Origin of the sequence: Methylobacterium sp. E-016, from assembly GCF_022829745.1 — a bacterium.
Taxonomy (GTDB): Bacteria; Pseudomonadota; Alphaproteobacteria; order Rhizobiales; family Beijerinckiaceae; genus Methylobacterium.
Genome location: NZ_JAKSYF010000201.1, coordinates 1 through 20,789, shown reverse-complemented (window position 1 = coordinate 20,789; position 20,789 = coordinate 1). Strand labels below are relative to the sequence as shown.

Sequence of the window (20,789 nt, the reverse complement as noted above, 5' to 3'; positions counted from 1 at the left end):
GGCCGTGAACGTCGCCCCGCCGGACTCCGCCAAGACCTTCGTGATCGCCGCCGTCAGCGACGTCTTGCCGTGGTCAACGTGACCGATCGTGCCGATGTTGCAGTGCGGCTTCGTGCGGGCAAACTTCTCTTTGGCCATGGTAGCCTCCGGTTCGATGAGGGGTGCGCGCCGGACCTGCGGTCAGGCCGGCGACGCGGATGGGATGTCGAGGAAAGACTTACGCGTACTTGGCGATGACCTTGTCGGCTTCGCCGCGCGGCACTTCCTCGTAGTGGTCGAACTGCATCGTGAAGTTGGCGCGGCCCTGCGAGAAGGAGCGCAGCTGGTTCACGTAGCCGAACATGTTGGCGAGCGGCACCATCGCGTTGATAACGTTCGCGTTGCCGCGCATGTCCTGGCCCTGGATCTGGCCGCGGCGGGAGTTGAGATCGCCGATCACCGAGCCGGTATACTCCTCCGGCGAGACGACCTCGACCTTCATTACCGGCTCGAGCAGCACGGAGCCGCCCTTCTGCAGGGCCTCGCGCAGCGCCGCCCGGGACGCGATCTCGAAGGCCAGCGCCGAGGAGTCGACGTCGTGGTAGGCGCCGTCGATCAGCTCGACCTTGATGTCGACCACCGGGAAGCCGGCGAGGATGCCGGCGCCGAGGACCGAGTTGAGCCCCTTCTCGACGCCCGGGATGTACTCCTTGGGCACCGCGCCGCCGATCACCTTCGAGGCGAACTCGAAGCCCTTGCCCGGCTCGTTCGGCTCGACCACGAACTTCACCCGCGCGAACTGGCCGGTCCCGCCGGTCTGCTTCTTGTGGGTGTAGTCGATCTCGGTCCGGCGGGTCAGCTTCTCGCGGTACGCCACCTGCGGTTGGCCGATGTTGGCGTCGACCTTGTAGGTGCGGCGCAGGATGTCGACCTTGATGTCGAGGTGGAGCTCGCCCATCCCGCGCAGGATGGTCTGGCCCGACTCCTGATCGGTAGAGACGCGGAAGGACGGATCCTCGGCCGCGAGCTTGGCGAGCGCGATGCCGAGCTTCTCCTGATCGGCCTTCGACTTCGGCTCGACCGCGATCTCGATGACGGGCTCCGGGAACTCCATCTTCTCGAGGATCACGACCTTGACCGGGTCCGACAGCGTGTCGCCGGTGCGGGTGTCCTTGAGGCCGGCCAGCGCGACGATGTCGCCGGCGAAGGCTTCCTTGACGTCCTCGCGGTTGTTGGCGTGCATCAGGAGCATGCGGCCGACGCGCTCCTTCTTGTCGCGCGAGGAGTTGAGCACGTTGGCGCCCGACTCGATCTTGCCCGAGTACACGCGGCAGAAGGTGATCGTGCCGACGTGGGGATCGTCCATGATCTTGAAGGCGAGCATGGAGAAGGGATCGGTGTCCGTCGGGTGACGGACGATCTCTTCCTCGGTCTTGAAGTCGAGGCCCTTGATCTCGCCGCGGTCGGCGGGAGACGGCAGGTAATCGACGACCGCGTCGAGCAGCGGCTGAACGCCCTTGTTCTTGAACGCCGAGCCGCAGAGCACCGGGTGGAAGGCGCGCAGCTGCACGGCGCGGCGGACGAGCTTGCGAAGGGTCTCCTCGCTCGGCTCGACGCCGTCGAGGTAGGAGGTCATGGCTTCGTCGTCGAGCTCGACGCAGGCCTCGATCATCTTGGTGCGGTACTCGACCGCCTGATCCTTCAGGTCGGCCGGGATTTCTTCCTCGTCGTAGTTGGCGCCGAGCGCCTCACCCGACCAGACGATCGCCTTCATCTTGATCAGGTCGATCACGCCCTTGAAGGTGTTCTCGGCGCCGATCGGCAGCTGCAGGCACACCGGCTTGCCGGCGACGCGGGTGATGATGTCGGCGACGCACTTGAAGAAGTCGGCGCCGATCTTGTCCATCTTGTTGACGAACACGACGCGCGGGACGTCGTACTTGTCGGCCTGGCGCCAGACGGTCTCGGTCTGGGGCTCGACGCCCTGGTTGCCGTCGAGCACGCATACCGCGCCGTCGAGCACGCGGAGCGAGCGCTCCACCTCGATGGTGAAGTCGACGTGGCCAGGCGTGTCGATGATGTTCAGGCGCTTCTCGCGCCAGAAGCACGTCGTCGCGGCGGACGTGATCGTGATGCCGCGCTCCTGCTCCTGCTCCATCCAGTCCATGGTGGCGGCGCCCTCATGGACCTCGCCGATCTTGTGGGACTTGCCGGTGTAGTAGAGGATCCGCTCGGTGGTCGTGGTCTTGCCGGCATCAATGTGGGCCATGATGCCGAAGTTGCGGTAGTCCTCGATCGCGTGGGTGCGGGGCATCGGGATCTCTCCGAAAGGGGCGTCGGGCCGCTTACCAGCGGTAGTGCGAGAAGGCGCGGTTGGCTTCCGCCATCCGGTGCGTATCTTCCCGCTTCTTGACGGCGTTGCCGCGATTGTTCGCGGCATCGAGGAACTCGGCCGAGAGGCGCTCGACCATGGTGCGGTCGTTGCGACCGCGGGCGGCCTGGATCAGCCACCGGATCGCCAGCGCCTGGCGGCGCTCGGTACGGACCTCGACGGGGACCTGGTAGGTCGCGCCGCCGACGCGCCGGGAGCGCACCTCGATCATCGGGGCGACGTTCTCGAGGGCCGCGCGGAACACCTCGATCGGGTTGGCGCGGGCGCGGTTCTCGACGATCTCGAAGGCGCCGTACACGATCCGCTCGGCGACGGACTTCTTGCCCTCGTACATGATCGAATTCATGAACTTGGTGAGGACGATATCCCCGTACTTCGGATCGGGGATGATCTCACGCTTCTCGGCGGAATGGCGACGGGACATTGCGGAACTTCCGAGGGATAAGGATCTAAGCACCTCGCGCAGGCCGCCTTGAGCCACTCCTGAGGAGCGCCGGCGACATCCTTACGAGGCAGTGGAATGCCGTGTCGACCGCCCGGGCAAAACGTCCGGACGGGAAGATCTTACTTCGGGCGCTTGGCGCCGTACTTGGAGCGGCGCTGCTTGCGGTTCTTAACGCCCTGCGTGTCGAGCACGCCGCGGAGGATGTGGTAGCGCACGCCCGGAAGGTCCTTCACGCGGCCGCCGCGGATCATCACCACCGAGTGCTCCTGAAGGTTGTGGCCTTCACCCGGGATGTAGCCGATCACCTCGAAGCCGTTGGTGAGGCGGACCTTGGCGACCTTGCGGAGCGCCGAGTTCGGCTTCTTCGGGGTCGTCGTGTAGACGCGGGTGCAGACGCCGCGCTTCTGCGGGCAGGCGTTGAGCGCCGGCACCTTGTTGCGGCTCCGCTGGATCTTCCGCGGCTGCGCGATCAGCTGGTTGATCGTCGGCATCCTGTGCCCTCTTCCTCCGGATCGCGACGAAGCGCGATCCCGTGCGACGTAACGTGGCTCCCTGCGGAGCCGCCCACGAACCTCCCGAAGGAGATCCGCAAAACGAATATGCGCCAGGGGCCGGTGAGGACCCTTGGCGCGCTGTCGGCAGAGGAGCACCCCTGTTAAGGCAGGCGCGCTCGTACCTACTGATCTGACGAGAACGTCAGGCGATGTGAGCCTTCGACGGTGGATCGGCGCGTCGTCGACGAATGGATGAGCGTGATGCTCAACCTCGTCAGCAGCCCCCGGGCCGTTCGAAGTGGCGCGCTTCTAGCCTCCATCGCTCGAGGGGTCAATGGTTTCCGGCCGATTATCTCGCATCCTACGAGAGGTTAAGGTTTTGTGCGGGACGGTTGCCCGAAGCGATCCGCCTCCGGGTCTCCGTGTCGGTTCACGCGCCCGGCGAGCGTGCGAATGTTGTGGTCTGCGTACCGCGAGGCCGCGGATCGTGTCGTCGGGCCTGTGCAGACCGGTCGCGGCGTTACCTTGGCGGGGCCGCTATTCCAGCCGGCGCTCGGGCCCGCGGCGACCACCTCCGCGCCCATCGGGACGCGTTCCCTGATCACTTCGACCTCCCGTAGCCCGCGTGAGGCCGGAGCTTGCTCGTCGGGTGGGCGACCTCGTCAGCGCGGCGCACCGTGCCGGATCGGGGCAGGTCGGGCACGGCCCGCTTCGACAGCGCTCACGGAAGATTAAAGCGATTCGTCGAATCGTCCGCTTCGTCGGGACGGCGCGATGCGCACCCGACCATGCGATGTGGCGACGGTCAGGGTGATGCGTATGGGTAGCGTTTCGAGTGCGGCCGAGAACGTCGTCCCCTTCCGGCGGATCGCCGCCGCGGGCCGGCCTCTGCCGTACGAGGGCGGCGTCGGCGAGGGCCAGGCCCGGCGCCGGTCCGAGCAGCGCGCGCTGATGGATGCGGTCTATGCCACGGGGACGCTCACGGTGGCGGCGGGCGACCGCGAGACCAAGCTGATCGCGTCCCGGCTGCAGGTCTACGGCTTCCTCACCGTCGAGGAGGTCGAGCCGGAAGGCTCGCTGCGCCGCCTGCGTCCCTCGGAGGCGATCCGCGCCCGGGCCGAGCGGCCGTGGCGCCTGTCGAAGCCGGCCTATGCCGGGCTCTCCGTGAGCATCCCGACGATCGACGACTTCCTGTTCGAGCCGGCCGGCTTTTCGGCGTGAGCCTTCGCGCCGTCTGAGCCGAGGCGTCGGCCAGTCCGGCATTCCCCATTCGGGGCTTCATAACGAAGAAGCGCGCCGCCCTCCCGGGCCGGCGCGCTTCTTCGTTTCGGTGTGCCGCTTCGGAGGGGCGGTGCGGACTACGCCTCGCCCTCGTCGAGCTCGTCCTCGGTCGGCTTGGCGTTCTCCAGGATCTTCTCGGCGACGAGCCCCGAATTCTGCCGGATCGACGTCTCGATCTTGCCCGCGATCTCGGGGTTGTCGCGCAGGAACCCCTTGGAGTTCTCGCGGCCCTGGCCGAGCCGCTGGCTGTTGTAGGAGAACCAGGCGCCGGACTTCTCGACGATGCCGGCCTTGACGCCGAGATCGATCAGCTCGCCGACCTTCGACACGCCCTCGCCGAACATGATGTCGAACTCGACCTGCTTGAACGGCGGCGCGACCTTGTTCTTCACGACCTTGACGCGGACCTGGTTGCCGATCGCCTCGTCCCGGTCCTTGAGGGTCGAGATGCGGCGGATGTCGAGACGGACTGAGGCGTAGAACTTCAGCGCGTTGCCGCCCGTGGTCGTCTCCGGGCTGCCGTACATCACGCCGATCTTCATCCGGATCTGGTTGATGAAGATCACCATGCACTTCGAGCGCGAGATCGAGCCGGTGAGCTTGCGCAGCGCCTGGCTCATCAGGCGGGCCTGGAGGCCGGGCTGGCTGTCGCCCATCTCGCCCTCGATCTCGGCGCGCGGCGTCAGCGCCGCCACCGAATCGACCACCAGCACGTCGATCGCGCCGGAGCGCACCAGCGTATCGGTGATCTCGAGCGCCTGCTCGCCGGTGTCGGGCTGCGAGATCAGCAGGTCGTCGAGCTGGACGCCGAGCTTGCGCGCGTAGACCGGGTCGAGGGCGTGCTCGGCATCGACGAAGGCGCAGACGCCGCCCTTCTTCTGGGCCTCGGCGATGGTGTGGAGCGCGAGCGTGGTCTTGCCCGACGATTCCGGCCCGTAGATCTCGATGACGCGGCCGCGCGGCAGGCCGCCGACGCCGAGCGCGATGTCGAGGCCGAGCGACCCGGTGGAGACGGTCTCGACCTCCGCCACCTTGTCGTTCTTGCCGAGCCGCATGATCGAGCCCTTGCCGAAGGCCCGCTCGATCTGGGACAGCGCGGCGTCGATCGCCTTCGCCTTGTCCTTGTCCACCATGCCGGGGGTTTCCACCACTTTCAGTGCGGCCTGAGCCATCGTGCGGCATCCTTATGCAGGGGTTGGGCGCGCATCTCAATGCGCTGGAACCTGCATTTGATGTACCCGTTTTGTTCTCATCGAGCAAGGGCAGAATCGGCTCGCCGAAGAGCCTTTTCCGCGCCTGCCCGCCGCCTCACGGCTCGGCCATCGTCGCCTTCACCGTCTCGACGAGCTGCTTCAGGCTGAAGGGCTTGGGCAGGAAGTTGAAGGTCTCGCCTTCCGGCAGGTTCTTGCGGAAGGCGTCCTCGGCATAGCCGGAGACGAAGATCACCTTGAGCTCCGGCAGGTGCTTGCGGATCTCGCGCAGCAGGGTCGGGCCGTCCATCTCCGGCATCACCACGTCCGAGACGACGAGGTCGATCTGGTGGCCGCCCTCGCGCACGATGTGCAGCGCGTCGATGCCGGAGGCGGCCTCAAGCACGGTGTAGCCGCGGGCCGACAGCGCGCGGCTGTTGACGGCGCGGACCGGATCCTCGTCCTCCACGAGCAGGATCACCCCCTGCCCGGTATGGTCGGCCGAGGGTTTTCGCGGGGGCGCCTTCGGGGCCGGCGGCGCGGGCGGATCGCCGACGAGGACGAAGCTTTCGCCCGGCGCCTGCGCTGCGGTGGCGGGAGCGGACGCGTCGGCCGTCGGGCTCGGCAGCGCCGGCGTCGGCGCCGGCTCGGGCAGCGCCGCCGGCTCGTGGCGCGGCAGGTAGATCCGGAAGCTCGTGCCCTCGCCCACGGTCGACTGCACGTCGATGGTGCCGCCCGACTGCTTGACGATGCCGAACACCGTCGAGAGGCCGAGGCCGGTCCCCTTGCCGATCTCCTTGGTGGTGAAGAACGGCTCGAAGATCTTCTCCATCAGGTCAGCCGGGATGCCCTCGCCGGTGTCGAGCACCTCGATCAGCACGTGGTCGCCGGCCGGCGCACCGCCGCGCCCGTCGGGCTTCGCGGCGGCGCCCGGGTCGAGCACGTTGGCGGTGCGGATCAGCAGGCGGCCGCCGCCGGGCATCGCGTCGCGGGCGTTGACCGCGAGGTTCACGATCACCTGCTCGAACTGGTTCACGTCGGCCTTCACCGGCCAGATGTCGCGCCCGTGCTTGAGGTCGAGCCCGACCCGCTCGCCGAGCAGGCGCTTCAGCAGCAGCGTCAGCTCCGAGAGCGCCTCCCCGACGTTCATCACCTCGGGGCGCAGCGTCTGGCGGCGGGAGAACGCCAGGAGCTGGCGCACGAGGCCCGCCGCCCGGTTGGCGTTCTGCTTGATCTGCATGATGTCCTGGAAGGCCGGATCGGTCGGCTTGTGGCTCGCGAGCAGCAGGTCCGAGTAGCCGATGATCGCCTGGAGGACGTTGTTGAAGTCGTGCGCGATGCCGCCGGCGAGCTGGCCGACGGTGTCCATCTTCTGAGTCTGGGCGATCTGCTGCTCGAGCTGGCGCTGGGCCGTGGTGTCGAGGGCGTAGAGGATCAGCGGCTCGCGATCGGCCTCCTCCGGCTCCTGGCCCGGAGCGCCCTCCCCGCCGGCGGGGCTGAGCCAGACCCGCGCCGAGCGGTTGGCATTGCCCATCAGCATCACCTCGATCGGCTCGATCTCGGAGAGCCCGCTCGCCGCCTTGGCGAGCGCTGCATCGAGCGCCGGGCGGTCGCGCTCGACCACCGATTCGGCGACGTTCGGCTCCTCGGCGCCGGCGGCCGAATCGGCCACCGCGTGCCGCGGCAGGGTGCCGAACAGGCGCGCGAACGAGGCGTTCGCCCGCGCAATCCGGCCGGAGCGGTCCAGCGTCGCGATCGCGATCGGCGAGTTGTTGAGGAAGCGCGCGAGCCGCACCTCGGCGGCGCGCTGCGGCTCGTCGCTCTCGGCCCCGGCCGAGCGGTTGATGACGAAGGTCCGCGACGCGCCGGGCTTGCCGTCCTTGCCGAAGGCGACGCGGTGATACAGCCGCGCCGGCATCGGGTGGCCGTTGCGGCGGCGCAGGTCGAGGTCGAACCGGTCGGTGCGGACCTCGCCGGGGAGCCCGGCATTCTGGATCAGCGCGTCGGCGGCGGGCGCGATCTCGGAGAGGTGCGGGCCGCCGGGGCCGACGACCGCGAGGTCGTAGCCGAGCCAGGCCGCCAGCGTCGCGTTCATGTAGACGATCGCCCCGGTCGGATCGATCGAGAGGAAGCCTGCGGGCGCGTGGTCGAGGTAGTCGATCGCGTGCTGGAGCTCCTGGAAGACGTTCTCCTGGCGCTCGCGCTCGGCGGTGATGTCGCTGACCGTCCACAGCGAGGCGGCCCGTCCCGGCCGCGGAAGCGGGCGGACCTGGATGCGGTACCAGGCGAAGTCGCGCCCCCTGGCGCTCGCCGCCGGCGGCGGCGACATCCGCACCTCCTCGGCGTGGCTGCGCCCGTCGCGGGCGCCCTGGGACAGGCGGTAGATCGCCTCCGACACCTCCGGCGAGCCGACGAAGATCCGCTCGACCGGGCGCAGCGTCGAGAAGCTGTCGCCGCCCGCGACGTGGAGATAGGCCTCGTTGGCGTAGATCAGCCGGCCACCCTCCTCGACCACGACGGTCGCCTCGGGGGCGGCGTCGACGATCGCCTTGGTGATGTCGTCGCGCCCGCCCTGCCCGCTGAGCTGGATCGCGCCGATCGCCATCGCGAACAGGAAGAACACGCCGGCCATGGCCAGCAGCGCCAGCAGCCAGATGATCAGCGACTGCGCCTGCTCGTTGGCCACGAACGACAGGCCGATCGCCGCCCCGACCAGCAGCCCGGCGAGGACGAGCAGCAATCCGACCCGCCCGGGCCGTTCCGACCGGTCGATCGAGCCCGAAACCGCGGGCGTGGGTCCACTCAGATCCGCCATCGGGCCTTGAATCCAGAAACGAAGGACCGGTTATGCCTTCACGCCGCCGATCGGCAAGGGCTGTCTTCCGGTCGGTCGCGGCGAAGCCTGACGGAGGAAGGTGGACAAACCGTGCGTACGGACCCGTCAGGCGGCCCGGCGGCGCAGGCGCATCACGAAGCCGATCACCTCGGCGACCGCCTTGTAGTGCTCGGCTGGGATCGCCTCGTCGATGTCCACGGTGGCGTGCAGCGCGCGGGCGAGCGGCGGGTTCTCCAGCACCGGCACGTCGTGCGCCTTGGCCAGCTCGCGGATGCGGAAGGCCAGGGAGTCGACGCCCTTGGCGACGCAGACCGGCGCGCCCATGCCGGCCTCGTAGCGCAGGGCCACCGCGTAGTGGGTCGGGTTGGTGATGATCACCGTGGCGGTCGGCACGGCGGCCATCATCCGCTTCTTCACCCGCTGCATCCGGATCTGCTTCATCCGGCCCTTCACCTCGGGGTTGCCGTCCGATTCCTTCATCTCCTGCTTCATCTCCTCCTTGGACATGCGCAGGCGCTGGCGCCAGCGGTAGCGCTGGTACAGGGCGTCGGCCATCGTGATCACGAGATGGATGGCGAGCACGCCGCCGAGCAGCTTGACGCTGATGCCGAGGATCGCGCTGAGGCAGGCCGCCGGATCGAGGCGGGCGAACACCTCGAGCCGGTCGCGGTCGCGCCACAGCACGGTGCCGACCACCACCCCGACGACCGCCATCTTGGCCAGCCCCTTGCCGAACTGGAACAGCGCCTCGAGCCCGAGGATGCGCTTGGCGCCGGCCATCGGCGAGATCCGCTCGAACTTCGGCCCGAGCGTCTCGGTGGTGAAGACCAGGGGGTGCTGCAGCAGGCCGGCGGCCAGCCCCGCCACCGCGACGAGCCCGACCGGGACCGCGAGCGCCTGGAACCAGATCGTCAGGGTGCGGCCGGCGATCCCCGCCATGGCGTGCGGGTCGTCGGGGACCGCGTGGGCGTTCATCAGGAAGCCGCGCATCTCGGCGAGCAGGCCGCGGGCGATGCCCGGCCCGGCGATCATCAGCGCCAGGGTGAAGGCGGCCAGGATCGCGAAGGTGTTGATCTCGGCGCTGGTCGCGACGTTGCCCTGCTCGATCGCCTGATCGAGCCGGCGCTGGGTCGGCTCCTCGGTCTTGTCTTCCTGCTCGGTCCCCTCGGCCATGGGTCAACGGCTCCCGACCTGGCCGGGGCCGCGGCGGCTGTGCGTCGTCGTGGTCACCGCCCGGCGAACTCGAGCAGGTAGCGGCCAAGGTCGTCCAGGAACACGGTCATCATCACGCCGAGCGAGCCGAACAGGATCAGCATGCCGATCAGCACCGAGGCCGGCACCGCGACGAAGAACACCTGCAGCTGCGGCATCAGCCGCGACAGCACCCCGAGGCCGAGGTTGAACAGGATGCCGAAGGCGATGAACGGCGAGGCGATCTGGACGCCGAGGGTGAACCCGCGGCCGACCGCCTTCAGCGCCAGCGTCGCCGCATCGCCGAAGGCCGGCACCGCCTGCGGCGGCAGCACCGCGTAGCTCCGCGAGATCGCGTCGAGCGCCACGTGGTGCAGGTCGGCCGCGAGGATCAGCGTGATGCCGAGCAGCGACAGGAAGTTGCCGAGCGCCGGCTGCTGGCCGCCCTGCGCCGGGTCGACGGTCATGGCGTAGGACAGGCCGAGCTGCTGCGAGACGATCAGGCCCGCGGTCTGGAGCGCGGCGAGGATCATCCGCACGGTCAGCCCGATCACCAGCCCGACCAGCGTCTCCGAGAACAGCAGGCCGATCAGCCGGGGCGCGCCGATCGCGTCGGGGCCCACCGCCAGCAGCGGCCTCACCATCGGGAACAGCAGCAGCGAGACCAGCAGGGCGAAGGACAGCCGGATGCGCGGCGAGACCGACTGCTCGCCGATGCCCGGCATCAGCATGATCAGCGTGCCGACGCGGGCGAAGGTTAGCAGGTAGGCCGCCGCGATCCCGGGCAGGAGCAGGTTCATGGCGCGTCATAGCAGCCGGCCGCCCGCCGCGTCTCACTGGCCGGCGGCGATGCGCGCGGCGATGCGGGTCATGTAGCCGGCGAGCGCGTCGCCCATGAACGGCAGCATCAGCAGGAGGGCGGCGAAGACCGAGACGATCTTGGGCACGTAGATCAGGGTCTGCTCCTGGATCTGCGTCAGCGCCTGGACCAGCGAGACCACGAGCCCGACGGCGAGCGCCACGAGCATCAGCGGCCCGGCGACCTTGAGGAAGACGAAGATGCCGTCGCGCGCGACGTCGAGGATGGCGAGGCCGGTCATGTGTCCGAGGTCCGATTGCTGACGAAATTCCAAGTCCCCGCGACGGGCGACCGGGTTCAGGCATCTCCGAAGCACCTCGAGACTCGGCCGCCGCCTTTCCCGGGCGCCTTCGGCGAACCCGGGATCCAGAGCCGCCGGCGGTGCTCGAGCTTGCCGCCGCGGCGGCTTCCGGATCCCGGGCCCTGCTTCGCAGCCCCGGGATGACGGGGGCGTTGTCGTCGGGCGCCTTTCGGCACCGTCGGATGCGTGAATCCGGTGGCCTGCCGGGGGCGGGAGAAGACGCGCTAGATCTGCATCCGCATGATCTCCTCGTAGGCCGAGATCATCCGGTCGCGCACCGCCACCATGGTCTGCAGGGCGGTCTCGCTCTCGGCCACCGCCGTGACCACGTCGACGACGTTGGCCTTGCCGGCGGCCACCGCCAGGCCCTGCGCGTCGGCCTTGCGGCCGGCATCGCCGACGCCGTCGAGCGCCTGGCCGAGCAGCTGGGTGAAGTCGTTGCCCGCCCCTTGCGTCGGCTGGATCTTCGGCGGCCCCTTGAAGCTGCCGACGTTCTGGACGGCGGCGTAGGCGCCGGCCGCGAAGTTGCTGCTGGCCATGATCGTGTCCCGCCTTCGCCTACTTCAGGATTTCGAGGGTGCGGGAGATCATCCTGCGCGTGGTGGTGACCATGTTGAGGTTCGCCTCGTAGGAGCGCTGGGCCTCGCGCATGTCCATGTTCTCGATCAGGCCGTTGACGTTGGGCATCCGCACCTCGCCCTTCGCGTCGGCGGCCGGGTTGCCGGGATCGTACTTGGTCCGGAACGCGGTCATGTCGCGGCGGACGCGTCCCGCCTCCACGAGGTTGGCGCCGGTCTCGCGGTCGACATGGCTCTTGAAGGTCGGGATCTTGCGCCGGTACGGCTCGCCGGTCGGCGTCTGCGGCGCCGAATCCGCGTTGGCGATGTTCTCGGCGATGATCCGCATCCGGCCGGACTGGGCCTTCAGGCCGGCGGCGGCGATCGAGAGCGACTTCGTGAAATCCATGGCTCAAGCCTCCCCGATCATGTCTCGGCTCGCGATCACTTCTTGCCGATGGCGATCTTCAGGACATCGAGGCTCTTCTGGTACATCGACGCGGCGAGCTGGTAGTCCGACTGGTTGTCGCCGGACTTCATCATCTCGTCCTCGAGGTTGACGCCGTTGCCGCTCGGGCGGATCTCGAACTCGGTGACGCGGCGCGGATCGGCGCCGACGCCGGTGTCGCCCGAGGCGGCGATGTGCCCGACGCTGGTCAGCGTCATCGCGCTCCCGGTCGAGGCGGCGAGGCCGGTCGACCGGTCGAAGCTCGGCTGCGCCAGGTCGCGCGGGCGGAAGCCGGGCATGTCGGCGTTGGCGACGTTCTCGGCCAGGAGCTTCTGGCGCGCCTGATGCCACTGCATCTTGGTCCGGAGCATTCCCAAGAGCGGCATGTCGGTGACGGCCACGAGGGGGCTCCGGATTCGCGCGGCCCGGTCTCCGGCCGCCCGGCAAAATCTGCCGCCCGCTTGGTTAACGCCGGGTTAAGGTTTCCGCGGCCGGGCGCCGCAGCGAAGCTGTTAACGAAGACTTAACGATGATTGCCCGGCGGCGGGCCGGCCGTGATACTGACGGGGCGGTTTTGCGTAGGGCCCTCCCGGGCCCGTGAAGAACGAGAGTATCGTCCGTGCAATGGTTGCAGTCCGTGTTCGGGTCTGACGGCTCTCCGGTCGTGCAGTACGTCACCATCTTCGCCGTGATCTTCGCGGTGCTGACGGTGATCGTGCTGGTTGTGCGCCGGCTCGGCGGCGGCGGTCTCGCCGACGCGAAGCGCGGCGGTCAGCGCGGGCGCCAGCCGCGCCTCGGGATCGTCGACGTGTACGAGCTCGACCGGCAGCGCCAGCTGATCCTGCTGCGGCGCGACAACGTCGAACATCTGCTGCTTGTCGGCGGCCCGAACGACGTGGTGATCGAGCGCCACATCCAGCGCGGGCAGCAGCGCGATCCGGCCCTGCGCCCCGAGGCGATGGCCGAGCCGCTCGCCGAGGCCGGGCTCGACCCCTTCCCGGGCCTCGAGACGCAGGCCCAGGCGGCGTTCCGGCCCGACTTCGCCATGCCGATCGTGCTCGCGCCGACCGTGTCCGGCCCGGGCGGCGCGCTCGCTTCCGTCCCGCCCCTCGACGCGGCGATCCTCGACGAGGCCGAACCCCGCCCGGATCGCGCTCCCGAGCCGCTCACGCCCGACGCGCGCCCGTCCGAGGCGATCGTCACCGGGCCGCGGCCGGACGCGCCGGCGCGGCGCCCGATGCGCCGGACCGCGCCGCCGCTGATCAACCCGCGCCCCGACGTCGCCTCCGAGCGCCCGCGCTCCGAGCCGCCGCCCGAGGAGCCCGCCTTCGCGCCGGCCGCGATCCCGCCGATCCCTCCGTTGCCGCCGGCCGAGCGTCGCCCGGTCGATCCCGCCATCCTCTCGGACATGGCCCGCCAGCTCGAGGCCGCGCTCGCCCGGCCGGCCTCGGCCGTGACCCCGTCGCCGTCGCCCGCCTGGACGGCGCCGGCGCCCGCTCCGAGCCCGGCGCCCGCTCCGGCGGCGCCGGCCGCGATCGATCCGATGGCCGCGGCCATGGCGGCGCCGGTCGATGCCCCGGCCGGCGAGCCCGCGGCCGCACCGTCCGCGGAGAAGCCCGCACCCGCACCCGCACCGGTCCCAGAACCCGAACCGTTCCTGCCCGCTCCGCCGCCGGCCGAGCCGGTTCCTCCGCCGGCGCCGGCCGCACCGGTCGAGCCGCGGGTGCCCCCCAGCGAGCCGCGGGTGCCCCCCAGGGCCGAGCCCGCGCCGCCTCCCCCGCCGCCGAAGGTCGAGACCCCGCCGGCACCCGCTTCGGCGCCTCCGAAGCCCGCCGCCAACCCGTTCTCGGTGGAGGAGATCGAGGCCGAGTTCGCGCGCCTCCTCGGGCGGCCCCTCGACAAGCGGAATTGACCGGGCGCAGAAGCCCAGCCGGCCGACGGTCGCCGTTCACACACCCTTGCGCAGCGTCTCCGGCATCGCGAGCACCGCGAGGAAGCTGACCACCGCCGTGACCGCCAGGTAGGCGCCGACCCAGGCGATCCCGCCCCAGTCGACCAGGCGCTGGGCGATGTAGGGGGCGCCGGAGGCCCCGACGATGCCGGCGAGGTTGTAGGTCACCGAGGCGCCGGTGTAGCGCACCCGGGTCGGGAACAGTTCCGGCAGCAGGGCGCCCATCGGCCCGAAGATCCAGCCCATCGTGAACAGGCTGAGGCAGAGGAAGGCGAGGACGACTGCGCCCGAGCCGGAGCCGAGCATCGGCCCGAGCAGCCCGCCGAGGCCGAACGCCACCACCATGCCGGCCATCAGCACCGGCCGGCGCCCGAAGCGGTCGGCGTTGGCGCCGGAGAGCGCGATGCCGAGTGCCATGAAGCAGACGGCGATGCACTCGAACAGCAGGAAGGCCGGCCGCGCGTAGCCGAGCGCCGCGGTGCCGTAGCCGAGGGCGAAGACGGTGGAGATGTAGAACACGGCGTAGACCGCCACCATCGCCAGGGTGCCGACGACGAGCGCGTGGCCGTGCCCGGTCACCATTGCGGCGAAGGGCACGCGCTCGGGCTTGGCCTGCGCGAGCGCCGCCTTGAAGGCCGGCGTCTCGCTGAGCTTGAGCCGCACGTAGAGGCCGACGCCGACCAGCGCGGCCGAGGCCAGGAACGGCAGCCGCCAGCCCCAGGCCTGGAAGCTGTCCGCGCTCAGGCCGAAGCTGAGCGCCAGGAAGCTGACGTTGGCCAGGATGAAGCCGACCGGCGCGCCGAGCTGCGGGAAGATGCCGTACCAGGCGCGCCGGCCCGCCGGCGCGTTCTCGACCGCGAGCAAGGCCGCGCCGCCCCACTCGCCGCCGAAGCCGATGCCCTGGCCGCAGCGCAGCAGGCACAGCATCGCCGGCGCCCACCAGCCGGCGGTGGCGTAGGTCGGCAGGCAGCCGATCAGCACCGTCGAGACGCCCATGATCAGCAGCGAGGCGACCAGCGTCGCCTTGCGCCCGACCCGGTCGCCGAAATGCCCGAACAGGGCCGCGCCCACCGGCCGCGCCAGGAAGGCGATCGCGAAGGTCGCGAAGGCGCTGAGCTGCTGCACGCCGGGCTCGCCGGGCGGGAAGAAGACCGGGCCGATCACCAGCGCGGTCGCGGTGGCGTAGATGTAGAAATCGAAGAACTCGATCGCCGTGCCGACGAAGCTCGCGGCGAGGACCCGGCGGGCCGACAGGGGGGACGGCGTGGTCTGGAGCATGATCGTTCGCGGCCGCGCGGTGTTGACGTGCGCCCCGGTTAGTCGAGCGCGCCGCGTTTGCACAGCATCCCGCCCGCCGAAACCGCGGCGTTTCGCGAAACGACGCACGATTACGTCACGATCCGTAATCCCGGCGCCGGCGCGCGTTTTTTGTGCGCTGCGAAGGGATGTCCCGGGGCGAAAAGCTCAATGCGACGGCAGGTTTGCGCCGAGCCTCGGCCAGTCTTCACTTGCGCTAGCCTGGCACGAAACCTGCTGAGCTGCACCGTCCGTCAATGGAGACGGCACCGCCTCCGCCAGCAACGCCGCTGATGCGATCCGCTCCGCCCCGAAGATCCTTCCGGGCAGCGGGGCGCGTTCGTGCGCGGATCGGCGGGCGCCGGCGTAGTTTTCAAGGTCAGGATCCTGCCGCAGATGCGTAACGACGAGCCGAAATCCACCCTCGACCGGTCCCCCCTCGCCGAAGCGTCCGGCACCGGCACCCGCCGCGGCCTGCTCAAGGGTGCGGCCGGCGCCCTGTCGCTCGCCGCCGCCGTGCGCCTCGCCCTGCCGGGGGGCGCCTTCGCGCAGGGCGCGGGCCCCGAGGTCAAGGGGGCCAAGCTCGGCTTCATCGCGCTGACCGACGCCGCCCCGCTCTTCGTCGCCAAGGAGAAGGGCATCTTCGCCAAGTACGGCCTGCCCGACGTCGAGGTGATGAAGCAGGCGTCGTGGGGCACCACCCGCGACAATCTCGTGCTCGGCTCCGAGGGCAACGGCATCGACGGCGCCCACATCCTGACGCCGATGCCCTACCTGATCACGGCCGGCCGGGTGACGCAGAACAACCAGCCGACGCCGATGTACATCATGGCCCGGCTCAACCTGAACGGGCAGTGCATCTCCGTCGGCAAGGAGTACATGCCCGACAAGGTCGCCCTCGACGCCAAGCCCTTCAAGGCGGCCCTGGAGCGGAAGAAGGCCTCGGGCAAGCCGGTCAAGGCGGCGATGACCTTCCCGGGCGGCACCCACGACCTCTGGATCCGCTACTGGCTCGCCGCCGGCGGCATCGACCCCGACAAGGACATCGAGACCATCGTCGTGCCGCCGCCCCAGATGGTGGCGAACATGAAGGTCGGCACGATGGACTGCTTCTGCGTCTGCGAGCCGTGGAACGCGCAGCTCATCACGCAAGGGATCGGCTACACCGCGCTCACCACCGGCGAGTTGTGGAAGGACCATCCGGAGAAGGCCTTCGCCATGCGCGCGGCCTGGGTCGACAAGCACCCGATCGCCGCCAAGGCGCTCCTGATGGCGGTGCTGGAAGCCCAGCAATGGTGCGACAAGCCCGAGAACCGGGACGAGCTCGCCGGCATCGTCGCCAAGCGCCAGTGGATCAACATCGCGGTCACCGACGTGATCGACCGGATGAAGGGCAAGTTCGATTACGGCGACGGCCGCGTCGTCGAGAACAGCCCCCACACCATGAAGTTCTGGGCCGACAACGCCTCGTACCCGTACCAGTCGCACGATTCCTGGTTCCTCACCGAGGACATCCGCTGGGGCAAGTTCGACGCGCAGACCGACACCAAGGCGCTGATCGCCAAGGTGAACCGCGAGGACCTCTGGCGCGACGCGGCCAAGACGCTCGGCGTCTCCGCGATCCCGACCAGCACGTCCCGCGGCAAGGAGACGATGTTCGACGGGAAGGTCTTCGATCCCGAGAACCCCGCCGCCTACCTCGCCAGCCTCGGCATCAAGAAGGTCTCGTGATGGCCGCCACCTCGACGATCGCCGACAAGACCGCCCTCGGCACCGCCGCCCGCGATGCCGCCGCCGTGAAGAGCCGCACGCCCTTCCTCACCGCCAAGCGGGCGAAGGGCCTGGCCGCCAACCTGATCCCGCCGCTCGTGGTGCTCGCGGCCTTCCTGCTGTTCTGGGAGGTCGCGTGCTCGCGGCCCACCGCCGGCCTGCCGCCGCCCTCGCGGGTGGTGACGGAGGCCTGGGACATCATCGCCCACCCGTTCTACGACAACGGCGGCACCGACAAGGGCCTGTTCTGGCACATCTCGGCCAGCCTCCAGCGCGTCGCCTTCGGCTTCGCGCTGGCGGCGATCGTCGGAATCCTGACCGGCACGCTGGTCGGCCAGTCCGACTGGGCGATGCGCGGCCTCGACCCGATCTTCCAGGTGCTGCGCACGATCCCGCCGCTGGCCTGGCTGCCGCTGTCGCTCGCCGCCTTCCGCGACGGGCAGCCCAGCGCGATCTTCGTGATCTTCATCACCTCGATCTGGCCGATCATCATCAACACCGCGGTCGGCATCCGCAACATCCCGCAGGACTACCGCAACGTCGCCGCGGTGATCCGCCTGAACCCGATCGAGTTCTTCATGAAGGTCATGCTGCCGGCGGCGGCCCCGTACATCTTCACCGGGCTTCGCATCGGCGTCGGGCTGTCCTGGCTCGCCATCGTCGCCGCCGAGATGCTGATCGGCGGCGTCGGCATCGGCTTCTTCATCTGGGACGCCTGGAACTCCTCGCACATCAGCGAGATCATCGTGGCGCTGGTCTATGTCGGCGTCATCGGCTTCGTCCTCGACCGGCTGGTGGCGGCGGTCGGCCAGGTCGTCACCCGCGGCACCAGCGCAGCTTGAGGACCGGGACCATGGCCAACCCATCCCATCTCGACCTCTCGCAGGTCGGCATCAGCTTCACCCGCGGCGGCACCACCACCGAGGTGCTGCGCGACGTGAACCTCAAGGTCGCCAAGGGCGAGTTCGTCTCGATCATCGGCCATTCCGGCTGCGGCAAGTCGACGGTGCTCAACATCGTCGCCGGGCTTCTGAAGAGCTCGACCGGCGTCACCCTGCTCGACGGCAAGGAGGTGTCGTCGCCCGGGCCCGAGCGGGCGGTGGTGTTCCAGAACCATTCGCTGCTGCCCTGGCTCACGGTGCGCGAGAACGTGGCGCTCGCCGTCGACAAGGTGCTCGCCAGGACGAAGTCGAAGGCGGAGCGCAAGGCCTGGATCGAGCACAACCTCGCCCTGGTGAACATGGTGCACGCCGCCGACAAGCGGCCGTCCGAGATCTCCGGCGGCATGAAGCAGCGCGTCGGCATCGCCCGGGCACTCGCCATGGAGCCGACGGTGCTGCTGATGGACGAGCCGTTCGGCGCCCTCGACGCGCTGACCCGCGCCCATCTCCAGGATCAGCTCATGGAGATCCAGGTGCGCCTGCGGAACACGGTGATCATGATCACTCACGACGTGGACGAGGCGGTGCTCCTGTCCGACCGCATCGTGATGATGACCAACGGCCCGTCGGCCACCATCGGCGAGGTGCTGACCGTGCCGATGCCGCGCCCGCGCCGGCGCCTCGAGCTGGTCGAGGACAAGGACTACGTCCATTGCCGGGCGGAGGTGCTGGAATTCCTCTACGCGCGCCACGCCAAACCGGCTTTGGCCGCCTGAGCGAACGCCGGGCGAACGCCGGCGCATCCATTGTCAGGACCGCAAACAGAAAGGCCGGCGCCCCTCGCGGGAGCGCCGGCCTCGTCGTTCGACCTCGGATCAGCGGCTCTTCTTGTAGAGCTTGCTCGCGATCTCGAAGATTTCCTCGGGCGCGTAGTCGGGGGCGAAGGCACCGTAATTGCCGTCGAGCTCCGGGATCTTGCCGCCCTCGGGGTGGCCGTCGACGATCTCGAGCTGGCCGGGCGGATCACCCGGCAGCGCGACCTCGTCGTTCGACCAGACGCCGGCGGCTTCCGCGTAGTCGTTCGGGCTGAAGGTGTAGAGGCGGCGGTGGCTCCCCTCCTGCAGGTACTTCTGGCACTCGGGGATCTTGTCGAGGACGATGTTGGGCGTCGGCAGCATCTTCTCGATCTCGACGCCGGTGAGCTTCTTCAGGGCCAGCGCGTAGGCGTGGGCGTGGACCGAGCCGCGCACCAGCAGGTAGCCGCAGACCTCGCGGCCGGTCGGGTCCGTCAGGGTCTCGTAGACGCGCAGCTTGTGCAGGCGGGCGCCGCATTCCAGGTGGAAGTTGTGCAGCAGGTCGATGATCAGATTACCGGTCGTCGTCACCATGTCCATGTTCCAGGACGCGGCGTTCGAGTTCATCGGCATCGCGCCGCCGCCGTTCGACAGGAAGCTGCCGGCGAGCCGGATGTCCTTCATGTCCTCGAAGGGCGCCTTGGAGATGTCGACGTCCTTGGTGTCGTCGCCGGGGCCGTTGTTCAGCATCGAGACGCCGGTCGAGACCAACTCGACGTGGCCGAGCTCTTCGGCGAAGATGCTGGAGACCAGGCTGTAGAACGGACGCAGCTTGGACTTGTTGCGGAAATTGAAGCTCTGGAACATGTAGTTCCCGAGGGTGGACATCTCGCCGTACTTACCGCCGAGCAGCTCCTGCAGGGCCGCAGCGGCGTTCGGATCGGGTCGCTTCGGCTGCGGAAGCTCGGCCTGCAGCTTGTCGATGCGCATGAACATGGGTTGGGATCCTTATCGCCGGAGCGCCGGGACGTGTTGGTGCTACCGCCGAGCGGCGCCCTTGTTCCTGGCGACGGACCGATAGCCGCGCATCGCAACCGCGCGACGGCGAGCCCGGCCCGCGCCGGCGGCCGGACTTTCGGCGGCCTCCGGACCTTCATCCATGGATTGCATAGCGTGGCGGATGCGGTCGCGCGGACGGGCACGGCGCGCCGCCATCCTGCTCGCGGATCGCCGTCTCGCAGACCGGGCCGGATCCGTCGGCGTCACGGCGGCCGAGCCCCCAGCCGCATCGCGCCGTCGACGCGGGCGGGAGGCCGGCGCGGGGCCGGCTAAGCGCCGAGCGCGCCGTCGAGGTCCTCGATCAGGTCGGCCGGATCCTCGAGGCCGATCGAGAGGCGGACCACCTCCGGCCCGGCGCCGGCCGCGGTCTTCTGCGCGTCGGTGAGCTGGCGGTGGGTGGTCGAGGCCGGGTGGATCACCAGCGAGCGCGTGTCGCCGATGTTCGCCACGTGAGAGAACAGCTGCAGGTTGCCGACGAGCTTCACGCCGGCATCGTAGCCGTCCTTGAGGCCGATGGTGAAGACCGAGCCGAAGCCGTTCGGCGTGTAGCGCTTGGCGAGCTGGTGGTAGCGGTCGGTCTCGAGCCCCGGATAGCTCACCCACGACACCGCGGGGTGGCCCGCCAGGTGCGTCGCGACGGCCATGGCGTTGTCGCAGTGGCGCTGCATCCGCAGCGGCAGGGTCTCGATGCCGTTGAGGATCAGGAAGGCGTTGAACGGCGACAGCGCCGGCCCGAGGTCGCGCAGGCCGAGCACCCGGATGGCGATGGCGAAGCCGAAATTGCCGAAGGTCTCGGCCAGCACCATGCCGGCATATTCCGGGCGCGGCTGGCTCATCATCGGGTAGCGCGCGTCGCCGGCCCAGGGGAAGGTGCCGCCGTCGACCACGAGACCGCCGATCGAGTTGCCGTGGCCGCCGAGGAACTTCGTCGCCGAGTGCACGACGATGTCGGCGCCGTGCTCGAACGGGCGGATCAGGTACGGCGTCGCCATGGTGTTGTCGACGATGAGCGGGATGTTGTGGCGCTTGGCGATCTCCGACAGGGCGGCGATGTCGGTGATGACG

General features: G+C 69.5%; 20 protein-coding genes. 5 read left to right on the top strand and 15 right to left on the bottom strand.

The annotated features are described in order from the left end of the window. The 4 genes from MKK68_RS28300 to rpsL all read right to left on the bottom strand — a co-directional run. On the bottom strand, nucleotides 1–138 hold a 138-nt coding region (locus tag MKK68_RS28300; protein ID WP_243934179.1), incomplete at its 3' end, for a GTP-binding protein. A 79-nt stretch (nucleotides 139–217) separates the two neighbouring features. Further along, nucleotides 218–2,293 (bottom strand): elongation factor G, encoded by a 2,076-nt coding sequence (gene fusA / locus MKK68_RS28295; RefSeq protein WP_244033612.1) that lies wholly within the window; start codon nucleotides 2,291–2,293, stop codon nucleotides 218–220. A gap of 31 nt (nucleotides 2,294–2,324) precedes the next feature. After that, complete coding sequence (gene rpsG / locus MKK68_RS28290) at nucleotides 2,325–2,795, bottom strand: 30S ribosomal protein S7 (protein WP_147728202.1); 471 nt, start codon at nucleotides 2,793–2,795, stop codon at nucleotides 2,325–2,327. Between the two features lie 140 nt (nucleotides 2,796–2,935). Next, complete coding sequence (gene rpsL / locus MKK68_RS28285; RefSeq protein ID WP_066927123.1) at nucleotides 2,936–3,307, bottom strand: 30S ribosomal protein S12; 372 nt, start codon at nucleotides 3,305–3,307, stop codon at nucleotides 2,936–2,938. 822 nt (nucleotides 3,308–4,129) lie between these two features. Here rpsL and MKK68_RS28280 point away from each other — a divergent pair. Further along, a complete protein-coding gene (locus tag MKK68_RS28280; RefSeq protein WP_244033611.1) occupies nucleotides 4,130–4,531 on the top strand; it encodes a hypothetical protein in 402 nt (133 codons plus the stop codon). A gap of 137 nt (nucleotides 4,532–4,668) precedes the next feature. Here the strand turns inward: MKK68_RS28280 and recA are convergent, their stop codons facing one another. The 8 genes from recA to flgB all read right to left on the bottom strand — a co-directional run bounded on the left by recA (nucleotide 4,669) and on the right by flgB (nucleotide 12,374). Then, the gene (recA, locus tag MKK68_RS28275) at nucleotides 4,669–5,763 is read right to left on the bottom strand and encodes a recombinase RecA (RefSeq protein WP_147728204.1); all 1,095 of its coding nucleotides are present in this window, start codon (nucleotides 5,761–5,763) and stop codon (nucleotides 4,669–4,671) included. Nucleotides 5,764–5,899: 136 nt separating this feature from the next. Continuing rightward, nucleotides 5,900–8,596 (bottom strand): cell cycle histidine kinase CckA, encoded by a 2,697-nt coding sequence (gene cckA, locus MKK68_RS28270; protein ID WP_243950517.1) that lies wholly within the window; start codon nucleotides 8,594–8,596, stop codon nucleotides 5,900–5,902. A gap of 126 nt (nucleotides 8,597–8,722) precedes the next feature. Beyond that, nucleotides 8,723–9,790: a flagellar biosynthesis protein FlhB gene (gene flhB / locus MKK68_RS28265; protein ID WP_147728149.1), complete on the bottom strand. Its 1,068-nt coding sequence runs from the start codon at nucleotides 9,788–9,790 to the stop codon at nucleotides 8,723–8,725. Nucleotides 9,791–9,843: 53 nt separating this feature from the next. After that, nucleotides 9,844–10,608 carry a flagellar biosynthetic protein FliR gene (fliR, locus tag MKK68_RS28260; protein WP_147728150.1) on the bottom strand — a complete coding sequence of 255 codons (765 nt, stop codon included), beginning with the start codon at nucleotides 10,606–10,608 and terminating at the stop codon, nucleotides 9,844–9,846. A gap of 33 nt (nucleotides 10,609–10,641) precedes the next feature. Then, nucleotides 10,642–10,908: a flagellar biosynthesis protein FliQ gene (gene fliQ / locus MKK68_RS28255; RefSeq protein ID WP_147728151.1), complete on the bottom strand. Its 267-nt coding sequence runs from the start codon at nucleotides 10,906–10,908 to the stop codon at nucleotides 10,642–10,644. A 284-nt stretch (nucleotides 10,909–11,192) separates the two neighbouring features. After that, entirely contained in the window at nucleotides 11,193–11,507 is a 315-nt protein-coding gene (fliE, locus tag MKK68_RS28250) for a flagellar hook-basal body complex protein FliE (RefSeq protein WP_147728152.1), read from the bottom strand. Nucleotides 11,508–11,526: 19 nt separating this feature from the next. Next, a complete protein-coding gene (flgC, locus tag MKK68_RS28245; RefSeq protein ID WP_147728153.1) occupies nucleotides 11,527–11,934 on the bottom strand; it encodes a flagellar basal body rod protein FlgC in 408 nt (135 codons plus the stop codon). Between the two features lie 35 nt (nucleotides 11,935–11,969). Next, the gene (gene flgB / locus MKK68_RS28240; protein WP_147728154.1) at nucleotides 11,970–12,374 is read right to left on the bottom strand and encodes a flagellar basal body rod protein FlgB; all 405 of its coding nucleotides are present in this window, start codon (nucleotides 12,372–12,374) and stop codon (nucleotides 11,970–11,972) included. 218 nt (nucleotides 12,375–12,592) lie between these two features. Between flgB and MKK68_RS28235 the strand changes: the two genes are divergently transcribed. Beyond that, nucleotides 12,593–13,885, top strand: a complete 1,293-nt coding sequence (locus tag MKK68_RS28235; protein ID WP_313899250.1) for a flagellar biosynthetic protein FliO — start codon at nucleotides 12,593–12,595, stop codon at nucleotides 13,883–13,885. 36 nt (nucleotides 13,886–13,921) lie between these two features. Here the strand turns inward: MKK68_RS28235 and MKK68_RS28230 are convergent, their stop codons facing one another. Further along, nucleotides 13,922–15,202 (bottom strand): MFS transporter, encoded by a 1,281-nt coding sequence (locus tag MKK68_RS28230; RefSeq protein ID WP_244033610.1) that lies wholly within the window; start codon nucleotides 15,200–15,202, stop codon nucleotides 13,922–13,924. A gap of 414 nt (nucleotides 15,203–15,616) precedes the next feature. On the opposite strand from MKK68_RS28230, the gene MKK68_RS28225 reads away from it, so the two are divergent. The 3 genes from MKK68_RS28225 to MKK68_RS28215 are packed head-to-tail and all read left to right on the top strand — an operon-like array spanning nucleotide 15,617 to nucleotide 18,647. After that, nucleotides 15,617–16,951, top strand: coding sequence for a CmpA/NrtA family ABC transporter substrate-binding protein (locus MKK68_RS28225; protein ID WP_243933701.1), 1,335 nt, complete (start codon nucleotides 15,617–15,619; stop codon nucleotides 16,949–16,951). Next, nucleotides 16,951–17,832, top strand: coding sequence for a nitrate ABC transporter permease (gene ntrB / locus MKK68_RS28220; RefSeq protein ID WP_147728868.1), 882 nt, complete (start codon nucleotides 16,951–16,953; stop codon nucleotides 17,830–17,832). Before MKK68_RS28225 ends, ntrB begins: the two co-directional genes overlap by 1 nt. 11 nt (nucleotides 17,833–17,843) lie before the next feature. Further along, nucleotides 17,844–18,647 (top strand): ABC transporter ATP-binding protein, encoded by an 804-nt coding sequence (locus tag MKK68_RS28215; RefSeq protein ID WP_243933699.1) that lies wholly within the window; start codon nucleotides 17,844–17,846, stop codon nucleotides 18,645–18,647. Between the two features lie 99 nt (nucleotides 18,648–18,746). Here the strand turns inward: MKK68_RS28215 and MKK68_RS28210 are convergent, their stop codons facing one another. Both MKK68_RS28210 and MKK68_RS28205 read right to left on the bottom strand, forming a co-directional pair. Further along, entirely contained in the window at nucleotides 18,747–19,661 is a 915-nt protein-coding gene (locus MKK68_RS28210; protein WP_147728870.1) for a manganese catalase family protein, read from the bottom strand. 332 nt (nucleotides 19,662–19,993) lie between these two features. Then, nucleotides 19,994–20,789: PLP-dependent transferase (locus MKK68_RS28205; protein ID WP_244033609.1), on the bottom strand; the 796-nt coding region annotated here is incomplete at its 5' end.